Raw genomic sequence first — 22,932 nt, 5'->3', positions numbered from 1 at the left:
GCAGATGCCCATTCATGGAAGGTGAATGTGACCTGAGTGTCTCGTCCAGCTTCACCCACCTGTCACCCTGTTTCCTCTGCCCGAGATTCAGGAACAGGGCGACGGAACGCCCCGAAAGGGGTTTTGTACGCGACGCTTTCCATCAATAACAAGCCCAAGCGGAGTACCACAGATGGCGTTCTTCACCGCAGCCAGCAAAGCCGACTTCCAGCACCAACTGCAAGCGGCACTGGCGCAGCACATCAGTGAACAGGCACTGCCACAAGTGGCGCTGTTCGCTGAACAATTCTTCGGCATCATTTCCCTGGACGAGCTGACCCAACGTCGCCTCTCCGACCTCGCTGGCTGTACTCTTTCTGCGTGGCGCCTGCTTGAGCGCTTCGATCACGCGCAACCGCAAGTGCGCGTCTACAACCCCGATTACGAACGTCACGGCTGGCAGTCGACCCACACCGCGGTCGAAGTGCTGCACCATGACTTGCCGTTCCTGGTGGACTCGGTGCGTACCGAGCTGAACCGTCGCGGCTACAGCATCCACACCCTGCAGACCACCGTGCTGAGCGTGCGTCGCAACGACAAGGGCGAATTGCTGGAAATCCTGCCAAAAGGCACCACCGGCGAAGGCGTGCTGCACGAGTCGCTGATGTACCTGGAAATCGACCGCTGCGCCAATGCGGCCGAATTGAATGTGCTGTCCAAGGAGTTGGAACAGGTCCTGGGTGAAGTCCGCGTCGCGGTCGCCGATTTCGAGCCGATGAAGGCCAAGGTGCAGGAAATCCTCACCAAGCTCGATAACAGCGCATTCGCCGTCGATGCCGACGAAAAGAACGAAATCAAAAGCTTCCTGGAATGGCTGGTGGGCAACCACTTCACCTTCCTCGGCTACGAAGAGTTCACTGTTGTCGATCAGGCCGATGGCGGCCACATCGAATACGACCAGAACTCCTTCCTCGGCCTGACCAAGATGCTGCGCACCGGTCTGACCAACGAAGACCGCCACATCGAAGATTACGCCGTTGCCTACCTGCGTGAACCGACGCTGCTGTCGTTCGCCAAAGCCGCGCATCCGAGCCGCGTACACCGTCCGGCCTACCCGGACTACGTGTCGATCCGTGAAATTGACGCCAACGGCAAAGTCATCAAGGAACACCGCTTCATGGGCCTGTACACCTCGTCGGTGTATGGCGAAAGCGTGCGTGTCATCCCGTTCATCCGCCGCAAGGTCGAAGAGATCGAGCGTCGCTCCGGCTTCCAGGCCAAGGCTCACCTGGGCAAGGAACTGGCACAGGTTCTGGAAGTGCTGCCGCGTGACGACCTGTTCCAGACCCCGGTCGACGAACTGTTCAGCACCGTGATGTCGATCGTGCAGATTCAGGAGCGCAACAAGATCCGCGTGTTCCTGCGCAAAGACCCGTACGGCCGTTTCTGCTACTGCCTGGCCTACGTGCCGCGCGACATCTACTCCACCGAAGTCCGCCAGAAGATCCAGCAAGTGCTGATGGAGCGTCTGAAAGCCTCCGACTGCGAATTCTGGACGTTCTTCTCCGAGTCCGTGCTGGCCCGCGTGCAACTGATCCTGCGCGTCGACCCGAGAAACCGCATCGACATCGACCCGCTGCAACTGGAAAACGAAGTGATCCAGGCCTGCCGCAGCTGGCAGGACGACTACGCCGCCCTGACCGTCGAAACCTTCGGCGAAGCCAACGGCACCAACGTGCTGGCCGATTTCCCGAAAGGCTTCCCGGCCGGCTACCGCGAGCGTTTCGCTGCGCATTCGGCCGTGGTCGACATGCAGCACCTGCTGAACCTGAGCGAGAAGAAACCACTGGCGATGAGCTTCTACCAGCCGCTGGCCTCCGGCCCGCGTGAGCTGCACTGCAAGCTGTATCACGCCGATACTCCGCTGGCACTGTCCGACGTGCTGCCGATTCTGGAAAACCTCGGCCTGCGCGTGCTCGGTGAATTCCCGTATCGCCTGCGCCACAACAACGGCCGCGAGTTCTGGATCCACGACTTCGCGTTCACCGCTGCCGAAGGTCTGGACCTGGACATCCAGCAACTCAACGACACCCTGCAGGATGCTTTCGTCCACATCGTCCGTGGCGATGCCGAGAACGATGCGTTCAACCGTCTGGTGCTGACCGCCGGCCTGCCATGGCGCGACGTTGCGCTGCTGCGTGCCTACGCCCGCTACCTGAAGCAGATCCGCCTGGGCTTCGACCTCGGCTACATCGCCAGCACCCTGAACAACCACACCGACATCGCTCGCGAACTGACCCGGTTGTTCAAGACCCGTTTCTATCTGGCCCGCAAGCTGGGCAGCGATGATCTGGACGACAAGCAACAGCGTCTGGAACAGGCCATCCTGACCGCGCTGGACGACGTTCAAGTCCTCAACGAAGACCGCATCCTGCGTCGTTACCTTGACCTGATCAAAGCGACCCTGCGCACCAACTTCTACCAGACCGACGCCAACGGCCAGAACAAGTCGTACTTCAGCTTCAAGTTCAACCCGCACTTGATCCCTGAACTGCCGAAACCGGTTCCGAAGTTCGAAATCTTCGTTTACTCGCCACGCGTCGAAGGCGTGCACCTGCGCTTCGGCAACGTTGCTCGCGGCGGCCTGCGCTGGTCCGACCGTGAAGAAGACTTCCGCACCGAAGTCCTCGGCCTGGTAAAAGCCCAGCAAGTGAAGAACTCGGTCATCGTGCCGGTGGGCGCGAAGGGCGGCTTCCTGCCGCGTCGCCTGCCACTGGGCGGCAGCCGTGACGAGATCGCGGCCGAGGGCATCGCCTGCTACCGCATTTTCATCTCGGGCCTGTTGGACATCACCGACAACCTGAAGGACGGCAAACTGGTACCGCCAGTCAACGTCGTGCGTCATGACGACGATGACCCGTACCTGGTGGTCGCGGCGGACAAGGGCACTGCAACTTTCTCCGACATCGCCAACGGCATCGCCATCGACTACGGCTTCTGGCTGGGTGACGCGTTCGCGTCCGGTGGTTCGGCCGGTTACGACCACAAGAAAATGGGCATCACCGCCAAGGGCGCGTGGGTTGGCGTACAGCGCCACTTCCGCGAGCGCGGCATCAATGTCCAGGAAGACAGCATCACTGTGGTCGGCGTGGGTGACATGGCCGGTGACGTATTCGGTAACGGCCTGTTGATGTCCGACAAGTTGCAACTGGTTGCTGCGTTCAACCACATGCACATCTTCATCGACCCGAACCCGAACCCGGCCACCAGTTTCGTCGAGCGCAAGCGCATGTTCGACCTGCCGCGTTCGGCCTGGTCCGACTACGACACCAGCATCATGTCCGAAGGCGGCGGCATCTTCTCGCGCAGCGCGAAGAGCATCGCCATCTCGCCACAGATGAAAGATCGCTTCGACATCCAGGCCGACAAGCTGACCCCGACCGAGCTGCTGAACGCCTTGCTCAAGGCGCCGGTGGATCTGCTGTGGAACGGCGGTATCGGTACCTACGTGAAAGCCAGCACCGAAAGCCACGCCGATGTCGGCGACAAGGCCAACGATGCGCTGCGCGTGAACGGCAACGAACTGCGCTGCAAAGTGGTGGGCGAGGGCGGTAACCTCGGCATGACCCAACTGGGTCGTGTGGAGTTCGGTCTCAATGGCGGCGGTTCCAACACCGACTTCATCGACAACGCCGGTGGCGTGGACTGCTCCGACCATGAAGTCAACATCAAGATCCTGCTGAACGAAGTGGTTCAGGCCGGCGACATGACCGACAAGCAACGCAACCAGTTGCTGGCGAGCATGACCGACGAAGTCGGTGGTCTGGTGCTGGGCAACAACTACAAGCAGACTCAGGCCCTGTCCCTGGCGGCCCGTCGTGCCTACGCACGCATCGCCGAGTACAAACGTCTGATGGGCGACCTGGAAGCCCGTGGCAAGCTGGATCGCGCCATCGAGTTCCTGCCGACCGAAGAGCAACTGGCCGAACGCGTTGCCGAAGGCCACGGTCTGACCCGCCCTGAACTGTCGGTACTGATCTCGTACAGCAAAATCGACCTCAAGGAGCAGCTGCTGGGCTCCCTGGTGCCGGACGACGACTACTTGACCCGCGACATGGAAACGGCGTTCCCGCCGACCCTGGTCAGCAAGTTCTCCGAAGCCATGCGTCGTCACCGCCTGAAGCGCGAGATCGTCAGCACCCAGATCGCCAACGATCTGGTCAACCACATGGGCATCACCTTCGTTCAGCGACTCAAAGAGTCCACCGGCATGACCCCGGCGAACGTGGCGGGCGCTTACGTGATCGTGCGCGACATCTTCCACCTCCCGCACTGGTTCCGTCAGATCGAAGCGCTGGACTATCAGGTCTCCGCTGACGTGCAACTGGAGCTGATGGACGAGCTGATGCGCCTGGGCCGCCGCGCTACGCGCTGGTTCCTGCGTGCCCGCCGCAACGAGCAGAACGCTGCCCGTGACGTCGCGCATTTCGGTCCGCACCTGAAAGAGCTGGGCCTGAAGCTGGACGAGCTGCTGAGCGGCGAAATCCGTGAGAACTGGCAAGAGCGTTATCAGGCTTACGTGGCTGCCGGTGTTCCGGAGCTGCTGGCGCGTATGGTGGCGGGGACTACCCACCTCTACACGCTGCTGCCGATCATCGAAGCGGCCGACGTGACCGGTCAGGATCCAGCCGAAGTGGCCAAGGCGTACTTCGCCGTGGGCAGCGCGCTGGACATCACCTGGTACATTTCGCAGATCAGCGCCTTGCCCGTTGAAAACAACTGGCAAGCCCTGGCCCGCGAAGCGTTCCGCGACGACGTCGACTGGCAGCAACGCGCGATCACCATCGCCGTTCTGCAAGCCGGCGGCGGTGATTCGGACGTGGAAACCCGTCTGGCACTGTGGATGAAGCAGAACGACGCCATGATCGAACGCTGGCGCGCCATGCTGGTGGAAATCCGTGCCGCCAGCGGCACCGATTACGCCATGTACGCGGTGGCCAACCGTGAGCTGAACGACGTGGCGCTGAGCGGTCAGGCGGTCGTGCCTGCCGCGGCGACTGCGGAGCTTGAGCTTGCTTGAGTAACCGTTGAATGAAAAAGCCCCTGCATTGTGAGATGCGGGGGCTTTTTTTCGCCTGATGGTTTTTATAGTTACTGCAAGTTAGGTCCTTGTTTGTTATCAAGCATCGACACTTTATCTGCCGGTCTGGTCAGCAAATTGCTGAGCGACTGGTCAAACTTCTGCAACGCCCGAACCTGAACTTCCTGCTGCTGATTAATATCCGCAACAATCTCCTCCGAACGCTTGAAGTCCGCCCAGATCGGTGTTAACTCTTTCGCCTCGGAGCCTTTCGCCGTCCCGATATAGTTGAACTTGCCGTCATAGAAATCCGCACTCACATCGGCCTTGATGTCCGAACTGCGTGAAGTAATCAACTGGCTGTGAGTATCGACGATCGCCACCACATCCGGATTCGCCGCACGCAGGCTCTGCATGTCCGGGTACACCGTGACCGAGCCGAACTGGCGTTGCAGCGAGGCTTTCACCCAATCCACCGCCATGTCCGGTTTTGACGTGGCGACGTAGGCGTCATGAATCGGCTGCACCAGCAGACTCTGACCAAAACCGGTGCCGGCGTTGGCCTGGTAGTTGCGCAGGTATTCGCGGTTGGTCTGGGTGCTCGGGCTGTAGACGACGCCCAGCGAGACACCGGGGCCGCTTTTGACCTGGGTGGCGCTGCTGCGACCCACCGGTTGGGTGAACAGGGTGTCGAGGGAGGAAACCGCTTTCGGGGCGGTAGGAACAGAACAGGCTGACAACGCTAAAACCGATATCGCCAAGGTACTGGCAAAGGCAAGTTTCATGGTGAGTCTCCCGTGAAGCAACTTCAGTCGGAAAGTCAGAGATGTCGGGGTTGATTAAATGCAACCGGCGACAGTTGCCTCAGACTACTCCCGCCAAACTGAAAACAACCTGACAATTTGCTGAATGACTGTCATGCAATAGTTTTATTGGCTGTAAGCGTTGTTGATTAATTGCCGCGAGTAATAAAAAAGGCGCAAATCAATCATTTGCGCCTTTTATTTATGGCTGCTTGAACAACCATCAGTTTTTCAATGGGATCAGCACTTGCTCGTCTGGCGACAACACCATGAACACCAGCAACTTGGCAGGTTTGGTTTTGCTGGGGGTTTTCGACACCAGATGTTCGGAACCGGCCGGCTCGTACCAGTACTGGCCCTTCTTGTAGGTGATCGGTTGTTCGCCCTTGACCTGAGAAGTCACTTCGCCTTCGAGCACATAGGCCATCGCCGTGCCGTCGTGTTTGTGGGCGATGGAGGACTGGCCGGGTTTGTAATCGACTTCGATCATCATGGCTTTTTTGCCGGGGACGTTTTTCAGCATCTGGTCCTGGAGGACCGAGATTTTCTCGGAAGGGGAATCGGTGCCGTGGGCCAGTGCCGAAGCGCTGATGGTGAGGGCCAGAGCGGCGAGCGGGGCGGCAAGCAAGTGCAGGACTTTCATGTGATCACCTGATAAGTGGGGGAGTCGGTCATCACAGTAGTCCGCGTGCCGGGGTATTCAAACGGCCAATATTCGGGAAGTTCGGGTGACCAATCTGGGGGATGTCAGCGCTTTCGAATACGCCTTCGCGAGCAAGCTCGCTCCCACAGTGTTCTGTGTCGTTCATATTATTAGTGAACTGCACGAAACCCTGTGGGAGCGAGCTTGCTCCGGGCGGCGTTCCGACGAAGGCGGCGGATCAGACGATAGGAAAGCTTTTGAAATCCACGCTATTGGCCAGACGACTGTCGATCAGGTCGATGAAGCCTTGGGCTTCCGGGCGATTGAAATGCGCCTGCATTGCCGCTTCCGACTGCCAGCGGGCGCTGACCGTCCAGCGGTGGCTGTCCTCGGGGCAGCGGTCGACCAGGTAGGAGTCGCAGCCCGGCGTTTCGCGCAGGGTTTCGACGATCTTCTGCAACTGCTTGCCCAGCTCCTCCGATCGGCCGGCGGCAGCCTGCACCTGTACGGTGTTGATCACTTCGTTGGACATTGCTCACACTCCTGAATCAGGCCGGACGAATCCTGCTCATTGAGGGATAACGCTTGTGCAGAATAGGCCTGCGCCGCCGGATCACCAATAACCAATCGGCGGTTAATCATTTAGTCCAATCTAACCAACAACCTGTTGCAGAATGTCGCGCAGGCGGTCGAGCGCGATGTCGATGTCCAGCGTTTCGATAGCACCGAAGCCGAAGTACATCCCGTTTTTTGCCGGTTGCTGGTGATAGAAGCCATTGATGGCGTACAGCCCGACTTCGACCTTTTTCGCCAGTTCGATCACCAGCGGCAAGTCGATCGGCACCTTGCAGAACACCGCCATGTGGAATCCTGCACTGGGCGGCACGGCCTCCAGCCACGGCGACAGGTCAGTGGCCATGCGCGCGAGAATCCGTTCACGGCGCTGGGCATAAATCGTGTGGCAGCGGCGGATGTGCTTGAGCAGACAGCCTTCGGCGATGAACTTGGCCAGCGCCCATTGGGGCAGGGTGGAGGCATGCAAATCGGTGAGTTGCTTGGCGCGGATCACCGCTTCGAGAATCGCCGGCGGCAGGATGGCGTAGCCGAGGCGCAGCTCCGGCAACAGGGTTTTCGAGAAGGTGCCGACGTAGGCAACGATACCGCGCTGATCGAGGTTGTGTAACGAGTCGGTGGGCCGGCCCTCGTAGCGGAATTCGCTGTCATAGTCGTCCTCGATGATGATCGCGCCGAGTTCATAGGCCCGTTCGAGCAGGGCTTCGCGCCGCGCCTGGCTCATCGGCATGCCCAGCGGGAACTGGTGCGATGGCGTCACGTAGATCAACCGCGTGCCCTCGGGAATCCGTTCAACCTGAATGCCTTCGGCATCCACCGGCACGCCGACCACCGTCGCCCCGTGAGTGCCGAACAGCAGCCGCGCCGGCGGATAGCCGGGATCTTCCATCGCCACCAGACTGCCGGGGCGAATCAACACGCGGGTGATCAGATCCAGCGCCTGTTGTGCGCCGTTGCACACCACGATGTCTTCGTCCTGACAGTTCACGCCACGGGAAAACGCGATGTGCCGGGCAATCGCATTGCGCAGCGCCGGCAGGCCTTCCGGCACGCTGTAGAAACCCTTGGAACTGGCCATCTGCCGCAGGGCATGAGAGACGCAGCGGCGCCAGTCATCCTGGGGAAACTGGCCCTTGCTGGTGGCGCCGCCGATGAAGTCATAACGCAGCGAACCCTCAAGCGTCGGATGGCGCAGGAACACCGGCAGATTGCGCCAGCTCTCGATCACCTCGGAACTGGCCAGCTCGGAATGGCTTTGCTTGCGCTGCACCGGCGTCGAGCGGGCGTTGACGTAAGTGCCTTTGCCGATGACGCCAGTGAGGAAATTCTCGTAAGTCAGCTGCGCGTAAGTGTCGGAAATGGTCTTGCGCGAGATCCCCAATTGCTCGGCGAGCAGACGGCTCGGCGGCAGTTGCGTGCCGGCAGCCAGACGCCCGGACTCAATGGCGCCGCGCAGTTGCTGGTACAACTGACCGGCCAGATCCTTGCGGCCGTTGATCACGACATGAAGTTCCATACCGACGGGGCTCCCGGGGGCGACTGAAGTGTCGGCCAGATTACCCCCGAATGCGGTATCGGCAGAAGTTGCGTAGTGCAAATCCCCCAAATTGGCGCAAAACCCTGTGGGAGCGAGCTTGCTCGCGATGGCGTCAGTTCAGCCACTGTCAAAGGTGAATGACACACCGCTTTCGCGAGCAAGCTCGCTCCCACAGGTTTCGTGTTTTGCCTGGATCAGTGGTCTGCCGGTTTTCCGTGCAATTGGGGCTGTAACCTTGCCGAACCAACGCTTACCGTGAAATCACTCTTCTGCTGCCCGAGGCCCGACCATGTCCCCGCGTCTGGATTACTACAGCGCTTCACCCAAAGCCATGAAAGCGATGATTGCCCTGGAAGCGCTGACCAGCAGCCTGAGCATCGAACCGTCGTTGCTGCACCTGATCAAGATCCGCGCCTCGCAACTCAACGGCTGCGCCTTCTGCACCGACATGCACTCCGTCGAAGCACGGCGGGCAGGGGAGACGGATCGACGGCTTTACGCCATTGCGGTCTGGCGCGACAGCGGCTTCTTCAACCTGCGCGAGCGTGCGGCGCTGGGCTGGACCGAGGCTGTCACGCTGCTGGCCGATAGCCGGGTGCCTGACGACGTTTACCAGCGGGCGCGGGAACAGTTCAACGAGACCGAACTGGTGGACCTGACCATGGCCGTCAGCACCATCAACAGCTGGAATCGGTTGGCGGTGAGCTTCCGTCAGATTCCCAGCGATTGATCACGAGCCATCAATCGCTGCGCCCCCTACACGCTGATCGTTCCCATGCTCCGCGTGGGAATGCCTCTGGGGACGCTCCGCGTCCAGTGACGCGGAGCGTCACAGGCTGCATTCCCACGCGGGAGCGTGGGAATGATCAGGTGAAAGCTGGTTCGGTGGCTGTGGTTTTGATCGTTCCCATGCTCTGCGTGGGAATGCCTCTAGGGACGCTCCGCGTCCAGTGACGCAGAGCGTCACGGGCTGCATTCCCACGCAGGAGCGTGGGAACGATCAGGTGAAAGCTGGTTCGGTGGCTGTGGTTTTGATCGTTCCCATGCTCCGCGTGGGAATGCCTCTGGGGACGCTCCGCGTCCAGTGACGCAGAGCGTCACGGGCTGCATTCCCACGCAGGAGCGTGGGAATGATCAGGTGAAAGCTGGTTCGGTGGCTTTGGTTTTGATCGTTCCCATGCTCCGCGTGGGAATGCCTCTGGGGACGCTCCGCGTCCAGTGACGCGGAGCGTCACGGGCTGCATTCCCACGCAGGAGCGTGGGAACGATCAGGTGAAAGCTAATTCGGTGGCTGTGGTTTTGATCGTTCCCATGCTCCGCGTGGGAATGCCTCTGGGGACGCTCCGCGTCCAGTGACGCAGAGCGTCACGGGCTGCATTCCCACGCGGGAGCGTGGGAATGATCAGGTGAAAGCTGGTTCGGTGGCTGTGGTTTTGATCGTTCCCATGCTCCGCGTGGGAATGCCTCTAGGGACGCTCCGCGTCCAGTGACGCGGAGCGTCACGGGCTGCATTCCCACGCGGGAGCGTGGGAACGATCAAAACTAGTTCGGCGGGCGCTGCGGTTTCACCGACGTGCCAAACGTATTGCCCATCCGCGTACTGGTGGCCGCTGGCGTCGCCAGTCCCACCTGATTCGGCGGGCGCTTGTTGACCGGCACATTCATCGCTTCCTGATTCTTCTGCGCAGCCGCCGCGCCGTCAGGGTTGTTGCCCATCTGCTGGCTCAGGCAGTCGTAATTCGGCGCCTTGTAGCCACCCACCGTCACCTCGACGCAGCCCAGCGGCTCCTCCGCTTGTGCAGCGCTAAACACCGTCAGCAACAACCCGCCGAGGGCGACTTTCCAGACTGATTTCATGCCTGCCTCCTGGCCGGCCCGAAGGGGCCGCTCTGACTCAAGAGTCTAGTGCAACGGCGGCGCCGATCCCGTGATGGTTTTTTTGCAGTGGCCGTCACACCAGATTCATAAACAGCCCTCAGGATGACGGTTTTCAGGGGTGCATCAGCCGTGCAGCGAGGCCGTGCCAGGGACGAATTTGCGCGCTCAGCGCTCGTGCGCCAGCTCTGTCTGGGGCTGCTGCTTGGCTTGTTTCTGAGCCGGGCCAGTGCCGACCCGGTGCCGGCATCGATGCGCATGACGCTGCACATCCCGGCCCAGGAACTGGCCCGCGCCCTCGATCAGTTCAGCCGCGCCACCGGCATGGCGGTGCTGGTCGACAGCCAGTTGAGTCGCGGTCGACGCTCCCTGGCGGTAGATGGTGAATTCACCGCCGCCGAAGCGTTGCGCCGGATGCTCGGCGGCAGTGGCTTGATGGCCAAGTACAGCCGCGACGACGCGTTCACCTTGCAGGTCGCGCAAGTCGAGGACGTGCCGTTGCCGGCGGAGAAACCGACCCCCGCCAGCGCAGCCGTCAACCGTAGCTACGCCACGGCGGTGCAGGCCGCGATTGAGCGCAACCTGTGCCGCTCGCCGCTGACCCGGCCCGGCAGTTTTCGTGCGGTGTTGCAGTTGTGGATCGGTCGCGACGGCGTGGTGCAGCACAACCGGTTGGTCACTTCCACCGGTGATGTTCGGCGCGATGCCGCGCTGGTAGACAGTTTTCACACGCTCAAAATCGACCGGCCCACACCCGGCGCATTGCGCCAGCCAGTCACGTTGCTGTTGTTACCCGAATCGTCAGGAAAGCGCATGGAATGCACACAATGGGAAGGAGTTTCCGGGGGATGAAAGACGCCGGACAAAGTTCGATGGTCCAGCTGTTCCTGACGTCCTACGAGGAATTTCGGGTGCGCCTGCGACGCCGTCTCGGCTCGGAGGACCTGGCCAACGACGTGCTGCACGAAACCTACCTGCGGGTCGACCGCATGGAAGCGCCGCCGAACCTGCTGCGGCCCAACGCCTACCTCTATCGCATGGCCCTGAACATCGCCGCCGACCGCCGCCAGGCCGATGCACGATTGCTCACCGGCAGCGAAGTCGAAGAACTGCTGCAAGTCAGCGACGAAGCGCTGGACCCGATGCGCGTGGTCGGCGGCCAGAAGGAAATCCAGTCCCTGCTCAGCGCCCTCTACGAGCTGCCCGCGCGGCGGCGCCGAATCTTCATCGCCGCACGCCTGGAAGAAGCGCCGCACCTGGAAATCTCCCAGCGTTTCGGCATCTCCACACGCATGGTCGAGAAGGAAATCAAGGCTGCCCTCGGACACTGCGCGGCCAAATTGGAAAGAAAAGTGTTTCAGCGGTTCGGTCGCGGGGCCGGAAAACCGTCTAGTGAATGAAGCTCCCGATCAACCCGTCGAGTACCTGTGCGTTTGAACATCTTCCGTCTGACACCTGCCGAGCCCACGCCTGCCGAGCGTCTGCAAAGCGAAGCCCGCGACTGGCTGATCCTGCTGACCTCCGGCCGCGCCACGGTCGCCGACGCCCGAGCGCTGCGCCAGTGGTGCGCCCAAAGCCCCGAACACGCCCACGCCTTCGAAGAGTGCAAGGTCTTGTGGCACCTGCTGCAACCGGTGGCGGAAGCGACGCAGGCGCCACGACGGTTTGGACGCCGGGCCTTTCTCGGCGGCGCGATGGCTGCTTCGGCGGCTTTCTTGCTGGTGCGCGGCACGATACCCGGCGGGTTCTCCGGGCTCGGTGCCGATTACATCACCGAAGTCGGCCAGCAACGTCGGGTCGAACCGGCCGATGGCCTGAGCCTGGAACTGAACACCCAGACCCGCATCAACCAGCGTTCGGTGGATGAGGGCGTGCAAGGCTTTGAACTGGTCAGCGGCGAAGTCGAAGTGCAGACCGCACGCCTGCCGATGGCGATGCAGGCCGGTGGCGGCTGGCTGCGGGCGAGCAGGGCGAGGTTCAACCTGCGCAACCTCGATCAACAGGTGTGCGTGACGTGCCTCGATGGCGCGGTGGACGTGGAAGTTGAAGGCCGTAGCCTGCGGTTGGAGCCGGGCCAGCAGCTGACCTACGACGCACAACGGGTCGGCAACGTACAAAGCGTCGACACCGCCGCGGTGAGCAACTGGCGTCAGCAGGTGCTGGTGTTCAACGGCACGACCCTCAGCCAGATGATCGACGAGATCAACCGCTACCGCCCAGGCATGTTGCTGCTGCTCAACCGCGAACTCGGCCAGCGCCGCGTACAGGCGCGTTTCTCCCTCGATCAACTGGCCGGCGTAGGCGCATTGATCCGCGATGCCTACGGCGTCAAATGCACCGAGCTGCCGGGCGGCGTCGTAGTCCTCAGCTAGCTAACACAACCCCCATAAACGCCATAGAACCCTGTGGGAGCGAGCTTGCTCGCGAAAGCGGTAGTTCAGGCAATGAGATGTCGGATGTGAAGGCCCCTTCGTCGGATCGCCGCCCGGAGCAAGCTCGCTCCCACAGGGACCACATAGAGCCCAGTTATTGGAGCGGCCCCATCACCTGCCGATACTTCTCCACCCCCTGCGCCGTCTCCCGAGTCAACCGCACCTCCAACCCCAACGGATCCTCCCGCCGATTCCCGCTCAACTGCCGCCACCCCTTGTCCGCCTCCCAAACCCGCACCTGCAAATCACTCACCCCACCCAAAACCGCCACCCCAGCCGTAGGCGCCGGCAACGGATACCGACTGCTCGCCGGTGCCACTGCGCGATACAGCGTGTCCCCCTTGAGCCACCAGCGCACCCGCTGCAACGCCCCCGGCTGATCCGCCGCACTGCGAATGATGTCCAGCCGAAACCCCTTGCTGTCACTGCTGCGCACTGTAACGGCAGGCGGCGCCGTCGCCGGTTCATCCTCGGTGCCGACCTTCTTCGGCTCGGCAAGCTCGATCCCGGCGCGCATCTCCACATCCCGCTGCATCTGATTCAACGCCCGCAACAGGCTGTCGCTCTGCTCACCACTGGCCTGCAAATGCTTGTCGGCGCGCGTGACACTGTCCAGCCCCTTCCAGGCAATCAGACTGACCACCGCCATCAACAGAATCGCGACCATCACCTCGATCAGCGTAAAACCTTGTTGTCTGTTCATTGCACGCTAATCCGGCCCGAAGCATCGCGCAGCACACTCAACCGATTGAGCCCGTCAGACAGCGTCAACTGCAGCGGCGGATTGATCCACTCCGCGTTCAGCACCACCTTCTGCTTCGGCTCCACCCGCACCTCCAGCTTCGGACTCTGCCAGGGACGTGGCCGCAACTGCGGGTCCCGATCGAAATGATCAAAGCCCTTGCCACTGTCACTGCGCCGACTGAACCGAAACCCCTTGCCATCGCTCAACCACGCAATCGGCCGCCCATCCGCGCGGGCCTCAGCCTGAGCAATCTGCAGCAACTGCGCTACGCGCTCGGCATCCTTGCGCAGCAACTGCAACGGATCGGGCTTGATACTCAGACTGATCGCCGCACTGGCGATGCCGATGATCACCAGCACCACCATCAACTCGATCAGCGTAAAACCCTGCTGCCTGCACCGGTTCATCGAATGCGCACTCCCTTGCGTCCAGCCCATTCCAAAAAACCATCCTGCACGGCCAACATGTAAGGCGTGTGAAATAAAACCGTGAGAATTGCCGCGTAGTCTGGTCACCGGGACTAAAAGGAGATTCAGCCCATGAGATACACCGCACGCTTTTCACCCCCCCAAATCACCCAGGCCGCCGCACTGCTGGCCGCCCTGGTCGGCATCGCCACCTGGTCATCCCTGCTCCTGACCACCGCCGAATCCCACACCCCGGCGGCCACGCCGCAACTGCTCGCGGCGCGCAGCGATAACCCGGCGTTGCAATGGTTTTCCAATCGCACGGCGCCGGTGGAGATCAAGGTCAGCGGCGTGATGGCGGGGAGTCGCGGGGCGGTGGCGATTTTGAGTTTGAACGATGGGCCGCCGAGGAGTTTTTTGCAGGGGGAGCGGGTGAGCCCTGGGGTGAAGTTGGTGGCGGTGGAGGGGGATGGGGTGGTGATTGAGCAGGGTGGGGAGAGGGTGAGGTTGGGGGTGGAGAGGTTGGGGGAGGGGGTGGAGATGCCTAGGTTGGTGCGGCCGTGAGCGCTAGGCTTATAGCCAGCTCCTTTTGTGTATCCACTGACAAGAGTGCCACCTAGGCTATAGCTGCCGGTGCTGAAAGTTTATCAAGTTGTCCCATTTGATCTGCTGGCTTAGCCGTGAATATGCAATGTTTTTGGATGTTGCATTCGTTGCATCGGGGAGTTGTCAAACAAACTCCCTTGAGAATGCCAATTTCGTCCGTTTTAACCTGACCATAGGTGACAAAAACTATATCAATATAGCGAATTGGGAAGCCTGTTGCAGCAGCAAATTTTCTTCCTTGAATAACGGTTTTTAATAATTGTTTTTGATTTTCAAGAAGGCCTAATCTTTCGAAAATTCGGCATATTACTCGATCCGGTTTTAGTACGGGCAACCCAATGTCAGTCATGAAGTGGTAGGCGGTGATGTCGCCCAAGTAAGCGAATGATGCCACGAGTACTTCTTTAAATAAAAGAAGGTTCTCGAACGATTTGGTTGGTAGGTGATAATCGATATAGTTCTTTATCGATCCGTGTTTTTCAATGAGCGAAGAGAACGTTTTTGCATTTGCCACGCAAGCACGAATTTTTTTTTCGTGTGAAATCATACTCGGATCGTTGATGATGTTTTGTATGTCTTCTTCAGTGTAAGACGAAGCAATTGCCCAGCTTGCGAAATGATTGTGGATTGTGGATTTTCTGGATGCAACAGTCGCGGCCTTAAAGCCCGAATAGAATGTGACGAATACTAGGATGGAAAAATACTGGTTGTCTGTCAATTTGCGATTTTTGAATTTTTTGAACTTTCCAAGATGGGCTAGGATTTTAGCTTTGTCCATCTGTGTTGATCCGGTCTCAATTAGTTTTTTCTCGACTGCAAAAAATACATCTTTGTATGGGAATTGGTTCATGTGAAAAATTATAACCTGGAGGTAGGGCTCTGTTCGATGCTGCGATTCGTTAGTGGGAAGGTAGTATGCTTTAACCAAAGGGGAAAGTCGAAAAAATGTGATGACTATTTTCATAATTGATCAGTCACTATCTTGCTTTTTTATTCGTCGCTGACGCGCGCGGATGGGGTCAAGTTCTCTGAACGAAGCGGAGATGGTGGGGTTTGTCTCGGACTTGATACGGCAAGCATGGGATGGGGGCAGAAATACGGTTGAATTTAGGTTTGAGGTGAAAAGTGTGAGATAACTCATTGTTTGATAATGATATTTTTTTTAGTAGGCTGCGTTCGGTAAATAGCAGTTGGTGATAGTGTGATGCTACTCCCTCTAATACTTTAGACGAAGGTGGTAAAAAACTTGTGGCAAGGAGTGGCATTTGGCCATTTTGCCAAGTAGTATGATTTTCCTACTAACTGAGGTTTGGAAATGGAATTTGACTTCTCTGTTGTATATGATACCGATGAAAAAGAATTTAACGGTCTCGACCTTTATTACGGCTCAAAATCACTTCAAGGTATTAGTGAGGCGATATCCATTGCGACTCATGGTATTGTTAATAAGTCTTATATTAGCAGGTCGACGGCTCGAAAAGGTATAAAGATAGACTTTAAAACGAGCTTTGAAGGTTCGTTTAAACAGCGATTCAAAGTGGCATTTACTAATGAAAAAACAGTCGCGAGCCTGCATGCGCTAACTTCTAAGAGTTATATAGAGCTTTTGCAATATACACTTGGGCAAGTGATAGGCGACAATCGTGAAATAAATCGAAGAACGGCTGTGAAGAATTTTGAAAAAATGTATTTTAGTGAAGATATTACGCATCGACTAACTACATCTATTTTTGATGCTCATCTCCCAGTCAAATATCAGGGGTATAAAGCTACACTTTATGCTGCGCAGACTCCGATAGCGGTACTCAATCAGAATACTTTAAGTTATCTTGAGGAAGAGATCACCAATCCGGAGACCGAGGAACTAATCGTTGGTATTAGCCGGTTCAATGCGCGTACGGGTACAGGGAGGCTGGTGCAAGATATAGATGGTGACTCTTACAGTTTTGTACCCAACGGAATGTTCTCCAAAAGGCAGAAAAGTATCCTGGTGCGAAGTCTTCATGGTATTACCCAAGGTAATTTTGTTGCATTACGTGCCGAAGTGAATCGTGTAACGTTGAATAATGGTGCGACAAAGTTTTTCAGGCTGCATAAAGCCGAGCTAATTCAATGAAGCGTTGGTTGTTTGTAGGCGCAGCCGTTCTAGTAATCGGTTTGTACTTCATCTATTTTTATGTAGTAGGGAAGGATTTTTCAAAAGGGGACCTCGGTCCCCTAGGGGACTTTATAGGCGGAAATATAAATCCTTTATTGACGTTCCTCTCTGTAGTGCTCTTGATCGACACTGTTGTTATTCAGCGAACTGCGGCTGAAGATACCAAGGCTTCTGAGGTTGAAGCGCGGAAGACCATAAAACAGCAGTCTGACCTAGCTGCAAAGCAAAGCTTTGAGTCTTCATTGTTCAACCTGATTTCCCTTTGTTTAGATGAATCAAAAAATGCAAAAATAAATTTAAAAAGTGGCAGCTATATAGGTAATCAAGCGTTTGCCAAATATATTGAAGTGTTTGAGTCTCTTATGGCGACGTGTGACAAAACAGATCTTCTATCAAAGTTGGAAGATGTTTCGTCTGATGCGCTTTTCGATAATCTGAAAAACTTCTCAATAGTGTTTAAGTTTATCAATGATTATGCCTCGCCAACTGAGAAGGATAGCTATATATCTCTCGCGCTGACTATGATGCCTACTTCATTGATGCAATTGCTTTGTGTCGCGAATAATCATGGCAAGTGGCCAATTCTATCGAGCTTCAAAAAGGCGGGAATATTTGACCGTGATAGTCTAAAGCTCTATATAAATCATTTTGCCTAGTTGAAAAAGCTCTCGATGAGCGTCACAGCCCGATCGTATAGACTTTTGTCAATTTTTCGGGGGGGATATGGAAACTTATTTGTGTTCTTGCCAAAGACTTGGAAGGGTTGTCGAGATACGAGTGTGCTTTAGGATGGTGCGGTTTTTGAGTCGTTGATTTATATGTCTGCTAAAGGAGTTTCTATGATTAAGGGAATTGTGGAAGAAATCCATGGTGCTGCTTATTGTTCGGAGTGTAATCAGCACACACAAAAAACAAAAAAGGGGACAGATTTATTTTTCGAAAATAGATCAATCCCCTTTGTTTCTATGAAGCAAGCTTTAATATAGGGAATCACAGAATGGAAGCCAGTGATGAATAAATTCGTTCCTCCAGAATTCACCAAAGCTAGCTATAACTGCCCTCATTGCCATGCCTTCGCCGGTATGTCTTGGGAAATGCTGACTACTGGTGGGTTCACTACCCCCACCGGTTTTATTTCCGCGCGATGTCACAGCTGCAGAAAAAGAAACATCTGGCGCTCAAGCGTGATTGATAAAGATTCCTCCCTTACGCTATCAAACATTCTTCGGGCAGACATGGTTTATCCACTTTCAGTGAGCGCAGCACCTGCTCACCCGCAAATGCCAGAGTTGATAAGGGATGACTTTGAGGAAGCCCGCCAGATTGCGTCGATCTCGCCCCGCTCAGCTGCTGCTCTGCTAAGACTATGTCTAGAAAAGCTCTGTCAACACCTTACAGGCACAACCAACAAGATAGATACGCAGATTGCTGATCTTGTAGAAAAAGGATTACCCCGTAAGATCCAGCAAGCGTTGGATACAGTCCGGGTTATTGGGAATGAGGCGGTTCATCCTGGAACTCTCGACCTTCGAGATAGCGAGAAATTCGTCTACCCATTATTCCAATTGATCAACCTCATTATTGAAGACCAGATTGCTAGCCCTAGTGCTATCAATGACCTTTTTGATTTGCTCCCCGAGGAAAAACGCAAAGGAATTGAACAGAGGGACGCAAGAAGGAAAGCTACGGAAGAGAAATGATTTAGTGCGAATGGTTGCTGGAGTTACCTCCTTCATCCATCATCCATCGCCGTTCCTGTCACATCGATTTTTCCATTTACCTGCAGGTTCCCATTCAAGGTGACCTGCGGGATTTCCAAAGTCGCTGAGGGCGCCTTCACCACCACCGGTTCGCCGGTCTCCACCGTGATGTTCCGCCCACACTTCAACAACAGCGCCCCCCACGCAATCCAACGTCATGACCCCGGCTGCACGGTCGTAGGTCTAAACAGTTCTAGGAAAAAGGTGGCTGATTTATTTCCAGAGAATCATCTGGCCGACCTCTCAACCTCATGGAGGCGCCGCTGTGAGGTCTCGACAAACGCCGGCGTTTAATAAGACATCTCCAAACACTCTCTCAGGCTACACACCCTTGCGCCGTTGCCTACAGCTACGCCAGAATCCGCCGGCTTGTGCGCTTTGTACCTGGTCTTTATCGTCTACGTGTCGCTGGCAACCCAGCGACCGGGTTTAGCGACCCGACCAGGTATAAGTTCAACGACGCTCCCGTTTGTCGCAGACTTTTGCGATGACGATATGGTGGCTGTGCGTGGGAGACCTTCGGGTCTGCCGGGTCTTATACCTCTCGGTTCGCTAACCCGCGCACAGCTGCCACCCTTACTTGTTTAGCGACAGGTGTTGGTGGTTCCACCAGGTATAAAAATGGAGCTTCACCATGATCAAACCAACACCCAACCCACCCGAAAACGACTCGGTTTCCCCCTACGAATCCATCGATTCCAGAAAACTCCACGAAGCCGCCGACCGCGCGCTCGACCATTACCTCTGTCCGCCCGGCTCCACGCCGCCTCCACGCAGAACCCGCGGGATGTATGCCGTGACGGCGGACAACAAAAACGAAGAACTGCTGATTGATGCCAGTGAAACACTCGCTTCGGCCCAAACCATTGCGCAGAACATCGCCAGTCTGGTGCCGGCTTCGCAGCGTCGTGCGTTGGTGGGGATTGCGCAGTTGATCATGCTCGGAGAGTTGGCGGTGAATCGGGCGCTGGATAATTTGCAATTGCCGGTGAAGCAGGCCTCGGGATCACCTGCTGATTAAGCAGGTATCAATCCTGGTGCCTTCGCGAGCAAGTCGAATCGTGAAAAAGGGGACTGATTCATTTCAATCGGTCCCCTTTTATTGCTTAACCCGCGTCGCCGCTACCTGGCTATGAAGGCGCATCCGGCAGCTCGATAACCGCTTTGCGTCAGTGCCAGTCTCGAAAACAATGCATGCATTGGCGCGCACGCCAAGTCCTCAATTGCCCTGCGCAGTATGGGCAGTGGGCAAGCTTTTGCTCGCACTCAGGTGCCATTCGATGGTGGAAGTACTCCCAAACGATATCCGGATCAATATTTTCTCGCCGGACGATCTCATCTACTACGGCTTGGTCACCCTTCTCATGGAAGACCCCAATGATCGCTAGCGTTTCAACCGATGGGCAGTAAGCCGTAATGAGCTCGCCGCATCGATTACAAACACGTTGACCATGGCCATTAATCATAAATTCGCTTCAGTGTCGGGAATTGGATAAGCCGTTTTACTAGACGCTCGGTGCAGAGACAACGGCCGCTAATGGCCAAAAAGCAGTTGATCGTGAATGGCAGAAATGGGTGATGTCTCAATATGTCGAAGTGTGCCGAAAAAATTGCTTCGCTCTTTTGGCCGAGGTCGTCAGTCACACCTGACAACCTCGGCCATTTTCTTTCCGACTATTGAGCTACAGCGCCAAGCCGCTTACGTCTTCACCTCAACATGATCCAGCGCCTGATTCACCGCCAGCTCGCTCAACATCACCAACTGCGCAATCCCGATCGCCGTTTTGCGATGACCAGGTTCCAGCGTGGCAGCAAAGTTGTTGAGCATTTCGCTCGCCGATCCCAGTGATTCGCTGGCGTTGGCCAGCAGGGATTCGGTGTTGTAAGCCGGGTTGGCCAGGTACATGGGATCGTGCTTGGTGTGGCTGCCCATGATGCGTTGTTGCGGGGTGAGGTAGTGGTCGAGGGCGCGTTCGGCGGCTTCGTTGAGGGTTCGGGAATCGGGAAATTTGTAGGGTGAAACCGGATCGGTTTCGGGGGGATTGGGTGTTGGCTTGAACATAGATGTATCTCCATATGGGACTTAAGGAGCCATCACTCTCGCTACCAAACGAGGGGTGGTGGCCATACGAAGGTTGGTAGACCGGCCCATATGGAAAATCCGGCGCGCCCGAGGGCGCCCTGCGCATGGCCACCATAAAACGGATGCCGAATAGGCATCTAAGCTAGGTGACGTAATGCGTCATATGGGAGGTCGGGCTACCAAACCCGATCACTGTTTTTCAGTGACCCGGAAACGATAAGACCCGCACCCTAGACGCACAAGCCGGCGGATTCTGGCGTAGTCGTAGGCAATGGCGCAAGGCGTTGTAGCCTTGAGGAAGTAACGGTGGATGTCTTTAAACAGTATTCAGAAAGTCGCTTAAACAGACGGAGTTTCACAGGCCAGTAACTAACCCGCGTCGTCTTTATTGGGCTCTGCTGGCGCATAGCACTGATGATTCGGGTCCGGAACCCGTAGCTAGAAATCCGGATTTTCCCTACAACGAACACCGATCCATCCTGCATTCAAACCTGAGCTCGTTCGCCAAAGTCCCCCGTTTTCAGAACGGGACACGGACGTGACCAGACTCATCCCGCAAAGCGAACTCCATGGCCAGCGCGACCAGATCCTCGATTCCTACCAAGCCATGGAGGACTTCCGGCAGGCATTGAATCGCCCGGACGAGCTGCCCGGATTCGACGACCTTTTAAACGCCATGGGCCTGCATCGTTCGAACTACATGCAAGGCGTGAATGAGCGAAAACTCATCGATGCTGTGCGTAACGGTGAGTGGGCTCTGGTAAAGCCACGCATGGCTACAGACAACGGCGGCGCCTCCTGGAACGCCTTCAAACCCAAACCCGAGCCACCTCCCGCACAACACCTGGTGGAGGAACACGCCTACACCTTGCCGCAACCCGCTGAATCGGGTTTTCACATTGTTCAGAAACCCATGACGCTCGAAGCGCTTGAACGGGAGTTGTACGAAGTCAGGCCCGGTGAATCACTGCGTCGTGAATTCCGGTCACTCAATCGACATCTCGGTGAGCAGGTCAAGCCAGGGCAAATGGTCTTGTTCAGCGATTCACGCAACTACATGTGCCGGCGCGAAGAAGCACAGATGATGGCCGCTGCGGAAAAGGTGAACGAGGCGTTGAAAGATCTCTCGGATGAAGAGGCTTCGTTCATGGTTGAGCATCATGAAGTCATTGAGCCGTTTCTGGAGGTGTCGGCGGGCACATTGGGCGTGGCGTCATTCATGATCGGCCATCATCTGGAAGGATTGAAAAACACCCTCAAAGAGTTGGAGCAACTGCATCAGCAGCAATACACCCAACATCGCCATCTGCATTCCTCGGAGTTCTTTGCCAAACGCAAGCGTCTGATGGCGAAACTGGACGCCAGCCTTGGGCCGCTGGTACGCAAAGGCACCGGTCTGCCAGATCATCCAAAACTCAAACGTGCACTGGGATTGTCCAGCCGCCGAATTGTTCACCGGTGGGGCAAGGCAGGCGCACCGGCACAACTGCCCGGATATGCAACCAACATTGCGGGCGTTGCCAGAGCAGCGAAGTTCATGAAGGGAGGTGGCTATCTCGGCATAGGTCTGCAACTGGGCGCGTCCAGCTCAAAAATCTACGAGGTATGCGCGTCCGACCGCGAGGCAGAATGCAGGCAAGTGAGGTTTGTTGAGGGAGGGAAAATGGTCGGCGGTACCGCCGGAGCTCTCGCTGGTGGATATTTCGGCGAGAAAGTAGGTTCGGCTGTATGTGCGAAGTTGAAAGGAATGGGAAAACTGGTGTGTGTGCTTGTGGTCGGTGCGGCAGGGTCCGTGGAGACAGGAACTCAGATGACGGAGCTAGGTGAGTTAGTGGGGCAAGAAATTCATGAGTATTCCGAATAATGGAAATCACCGGCACAGTATTCGCCTGGGGCTGTGGAGCGCTGATCCTGCTGGGCATCATCAACTGCGCAATGATTTTCTACGCCGTTTATACAAAACTCGAAGCGCTGGAAAACCACTTTGACGATTGGCTATACCTGATCACGGACTGGCGCTCTTCAGGTGGGAGTTTTCACTGGAGAACTCTTCGAATGACAGAGGTCAGCCGGTTGATTACCTCCAAGAGTATCCAACAGCAGGAACCGTTGCTGATCGACGCTGTTGAGCGCCTTCCCAGAGGACTCAGGTTCTGGGCGACGCGTCCATTTCATGTCGGCTATTTCGTCTGCGGTGGGACGTCACTGCTTTGGCTGTATGGAAAATACAGAGGTTTTTTGTAATGGGGCA

General features: G+C 56.8%; 22 protein-coding genes. 12 read left to right on the top strand and 10 right to left on the bottom strand.

Going from position 1 to position 22,932, the window contains the following annotated elements:
- Positions 1-172 precede the first annotated feature (172 nt).
- Positions 173-5,059, top strand: coding sequence for an NAD-glutamate dehydrogenase (locus AC1MDC_RS01725; RefSeq protein ID WP_480392377.1), 4,887 nt, complete (start codon positions 173-175; stop codon positions 5,057-5,059).
- Positions 5,060-5,130: 71 nt separating this feature from the next.
- On the opposite strand, the gene AC1MDC_RS01720 is transcribed toward AC1MDC_RS01725, so the two are convergent.
- The 4 genes from AC1MDC_RS01720 to pdxR all read right to left on the bottom strand — a co-directional run bounded on the left by AC1MDC_RS01720 (position 5,131) and on the right by pdxR (position 8,594).
- Entirely contained in the window at positions 5,131-5,844 is a 714-nt protein-coding gene (locus AC1MDC_RS01720; protein WP_480392376.1) for an ATPase, read from the bottom strand.
- Between the two features lie 241 nt (positions 5,845-6,085).
- The gene (locus AC1MDC_RS01715; RefSeq protein ID WP_480392375.1) at positions 6,086-6,505 is read right to left on the bottom strand and encodes a cupin domain-containing protein; all 420 of its coding nucleotides are present in this window, start codon (positions 6,503-6,505) and stop codon (positions 6,086-6,088) included.
- Between the two features lie 238 nt (positions 6,506-6,743).
- Positions 6,744-7,037 carry a putative quinol monooxygenase gene (locus AC1MDC_RS01710; RefSeq protein WP_480392374.1) on the bottom strand — a complete coding sequence of 98 codons (294 nt, stop codon included), beginning with the start codon at positions 7,035-7,037 and terminating at the stop codon, positions 6,744-6,746.
- 120 nt (positions 7,038-7,157) lie between these two features.
- Positions 7,158-8,594, bottom strand: coding sequence for a MocR-like pyridoxine biosynthesis transcription factor PdxR (gene pdxR, locus AC1MDC_RS01705; RefSeq protein ID WP_480392373.1), 1,437 nt, complete (start codon positions 8,592-8,594; stop codon positions 7,158-7,160).
- A gap of 310 nt (positions 8,595-8,904) precedes the next feature.
- Between pdxR and AC1MDC_RS01700 the strand changes: the two genes are divergently transcribed.
- Positions 8,905-9,345, top strand: coding sequence for a carboxymuconolactone decarboxylase family protein (locus AC1MDC_RS01700; RefSeq protein ID WP_480392372.1), 441 nt, complete (start codon positions 8,905-8,907; stop codon positions 9,343-9,345).
- A gap of 812 nt (positions 9,346-10,157) precedes the next feature.
- On the opposite strand, the gene AC1MDC_RS01695 is transcribed toward AC1MDC_RS01700, so the two are convergent.
- Positions 10,158-10,472 (bottom strand): hypothetical protein, encoded by a 315-nt coding sequence (locus AC1MDC_RS01695; protein WP_234205506.1) that lies wholly within the window; start codon positions 10,470-10,472, stop codon positions 10,158-10,160.
- A 150-nt stretch (positions 10,473-10,622) separates the two neighbouring features.
- On the opposite strand from AC1MDC_RS01695, the gene AC1MDC_RS01690 reads away from it, so the two are divergent.
- Genes AC1MDC_RS01690 through AC1MDC_RS01680 form a run of 3 tightly spaced genes read left to right on the top strand, consistent with a single transcriptional unit; the run spans position 10,623 to position 12,862 of the window.
- Complete coding sequence (locus AC1MDC_RS01690) at positions 10,623-11,342, top strand: STN domain-containing protein (protein WP_480392371.1); 720 nt, start codon at positions 10,623-10,625, stop codon at positions 11,340-11,342.
- The gene (locus AC1MDC_RS01685; protein ID WP_480392370.1) at positions 11,339-11,890 is read left to right on the top strand and encodes an RNA polymerase sigma factor; all 552 of its coding nucleotides are present in this window, start codon (positions 11,339-11,341) and stop codon (positions 11,888-11,890) included. Before AC1MDC_RS01690 ends, AC1MDC_RS01685 begins: the two co-directional genes overlap by 4 nt.
- A 33-nt stretch (positions 11,891-11,923) precedes the next feature.
- Positions 11,924-12,862: a FecR family protein gene (locus AC1MDC_RS01680; protein ID WP_480392483.1), complete on the top strand. Its 939-nt coding sequence runs from the start codon at positions 11,924-11,926 to the stop codon at positions 12,860-12,862.
- A 154-nt stretch (positions 12,863-13,016) separates the two neighbouring features.
- On the opposite strand, the gene AC1MDC_RS01675 is transcribed toward AC1MDC_RS01680, so the two are convergent.
- Both AC1MDC_RS01675 and gspH read right to left on the bottom strand, forming a co-directional pair.
- Positions 13,017-13,625, bottom strand: a complete 609-nt coding sequence (locus AC1MDC_RS01675) for a type II secretion system protein GspJ (protein WP_480392369.1) — start codon at positions 13,623-13,625, stop codon at positions 13,017-13,019.
- Positions 13,622-14,074: a type II secretion system minor pseudopilin GspH gene (gene gspH, locus AC1MDC_RS01670; RefSeq protein WP_011334577.1), complete on the bottom strand. Its 453-nt coding sequence runs from the start codon at positions 14,072-14,074 to the stop codon at positions 13,622-13,624. Before gspH ends, AC1MDC_RS01675 begins: the two co-directional genes overlap by 4 nt.
- Before the next feature lie 132 nt (positions 14,075-14,206).
- On the opposite strand from gspH, the gene AC1MDC_RS01665 reads away from it, so the two are divergent.
- Positions 14,207-14,638, top strand: a complete 432-nt coding sequence (locus AC1MDC_RS01665) for a type II secretion system protein N (RefSeq protein WP_480392368.1) — start codon at positions 14,207-14,209, stop codon at positions 14,636-14,638.
- 52 nt (positions 14,639-14,690) lie between these two features.
- Here the strand turns inward: AC1MDC_RS01665 and AC1MDC_RS01660 are convergent, their stop codons facing one another.
- Positions 14,691-15,530 (bottom strand): DNA-3-methyladenine glycosylase I, encoded by an 840-nt coding sequence (locus AC1MDC_RS01660; RefSeq protein ID WP_480392367.1) that lies wholly within the window; start codon positions 15,528-15,530, stop codon positions 14,691-14,693.
- Positions 15,531-15,995: 465 nt separating this feature from the next.
- Between AC1MDC_RS01660 and AC1MDC_RS01655 the strand changes: the two genes are divergently transcribed.
- The 3 genes from AC1MDC_RS01655 (at position 15,996) to AC1MDC_RS01645 (ending at position 18,538) form a co-directional block, all read left to right on the top strand.
- Positions 15,996-16,796, top strand: a complete 801-nt coding sequence (locus tag AC1MDC_RS01655; RefSeq protein WP_480392366.1) for a DUF7946 domain-containing protein — start codon at positions 15,996-15,998, stop codon at positions 16,794-16,796.
- Positions 16,793-17,494, top strand: coding sequence for a hypothetical protein (locus tag AC1MDC_RS01650; protein WP_480392365.1), 702 nt, complete (start codon positions 16,793-16,795; stop codon positions 17,492-17,494). Before AC1MDC_RS01655 ends, AC1MDC_RS01650 begins: the two co-directional genes overlap by 4 nt.
- Positions 17,495-17,848: 354 nt before the next feature.
- A complete protein-coding gene (locus AC1MDC_RS01645; protein WP_480392364.1) occupies positions 17,849-18,538 on the top strand; it encodes a DUF4145 domain-containing protein in 690 nt (229 codons plus the stop codon).
- A 32-nt stretch (positions 18,539-18,570) separates the two neighbouring features.
- On the opposite strand, the gene AC1MDC_RS01640 is transcribed toward AC1MDC_RS01645, so the two are convergent.
- Positions 18,571-18,702, bottom strand: a complete 132-nt coding sequence (locus AC1MDC_RS01640; RefSeq protein WP_480392363.1) for a hypothetical protein — start codon at positions 18,700-18,702, stop codon at positions 18,571-18,573.
- A 530-nt stretch (positions 18,703-19,232) separates the two neighbouring features.
- On the opposite strand from AC1MDC_RS01640, the gene AC1MDC_RS01635 reads away from it, so the two are divergent.
- Positions 19,233-19,619, top strand: a complete 387-nt coding sequence (locus tag AC1MDC_RS01635; RefSeq protein ID WP_480392362.1) for a DUF6124 family protein — start codon at positions 19,233-19,235, stop codon at positions 19,617-19,619.
- Positions 19,620-20,297: 678 nt separating this feature from the next.
- On the opposite strand, the gene AC1MDC_RS01630 is transcribed toward AC1MDC_RS01635, so the two are convergent.
- Positions 20,298-20,660, bottom strand: a complete 363-nt coding sequence (locus tag AC1MDC_RS01630; protein WP_085695863.1) for a DUF6124 family protein — start codon at positions 20,658-20,660, stop codon at positions 20,298-20,300.
- A 559-nt stretch (positions 20,661-21,219) separates the two neighbouring features.
- Here AC1MDC_RS01630 and AC1MDC_RS01625 point away from each other — a divergent pair.
- Both AC1MDC_RS01625 and AC1MDC_RS01620 read left to right on the top strand, forming a co-directional pair.
- Positions 21,220-22,545, top strand: coding sequence for a hypothetical protein (locus tag AC1MDC_RS01625; RefSeq protein WP_480392361.1), 1,326 nt, complete (start codon positions 21,220-21,222; stop codon positions 22,543-22,545).
- Positions 22,545-22,925, top strand: a complete 381-nt coding sequence (locus AC1MDC_RS01620; RefSeq protein WP_480392360.1) for a hypothetical protein — start codon at positions 22,545-22,547, stop codon at positions 22,923-22,925. The genes AC1MDC_RS01625 and AC1MDC_RS01620 overlap by 1 nt, the downstream gene beginning before the upstream one ends.
- The last annotated feature ends 7 nt before the right edge of the window (positions 22,926-22,932 follow it).

This window comes from Pseudomonas sp. 1 (genome assembly GCF_056626735.1).
This window is presented reverse-complemented; position numbering and strand designations above follow the sequence as displayed.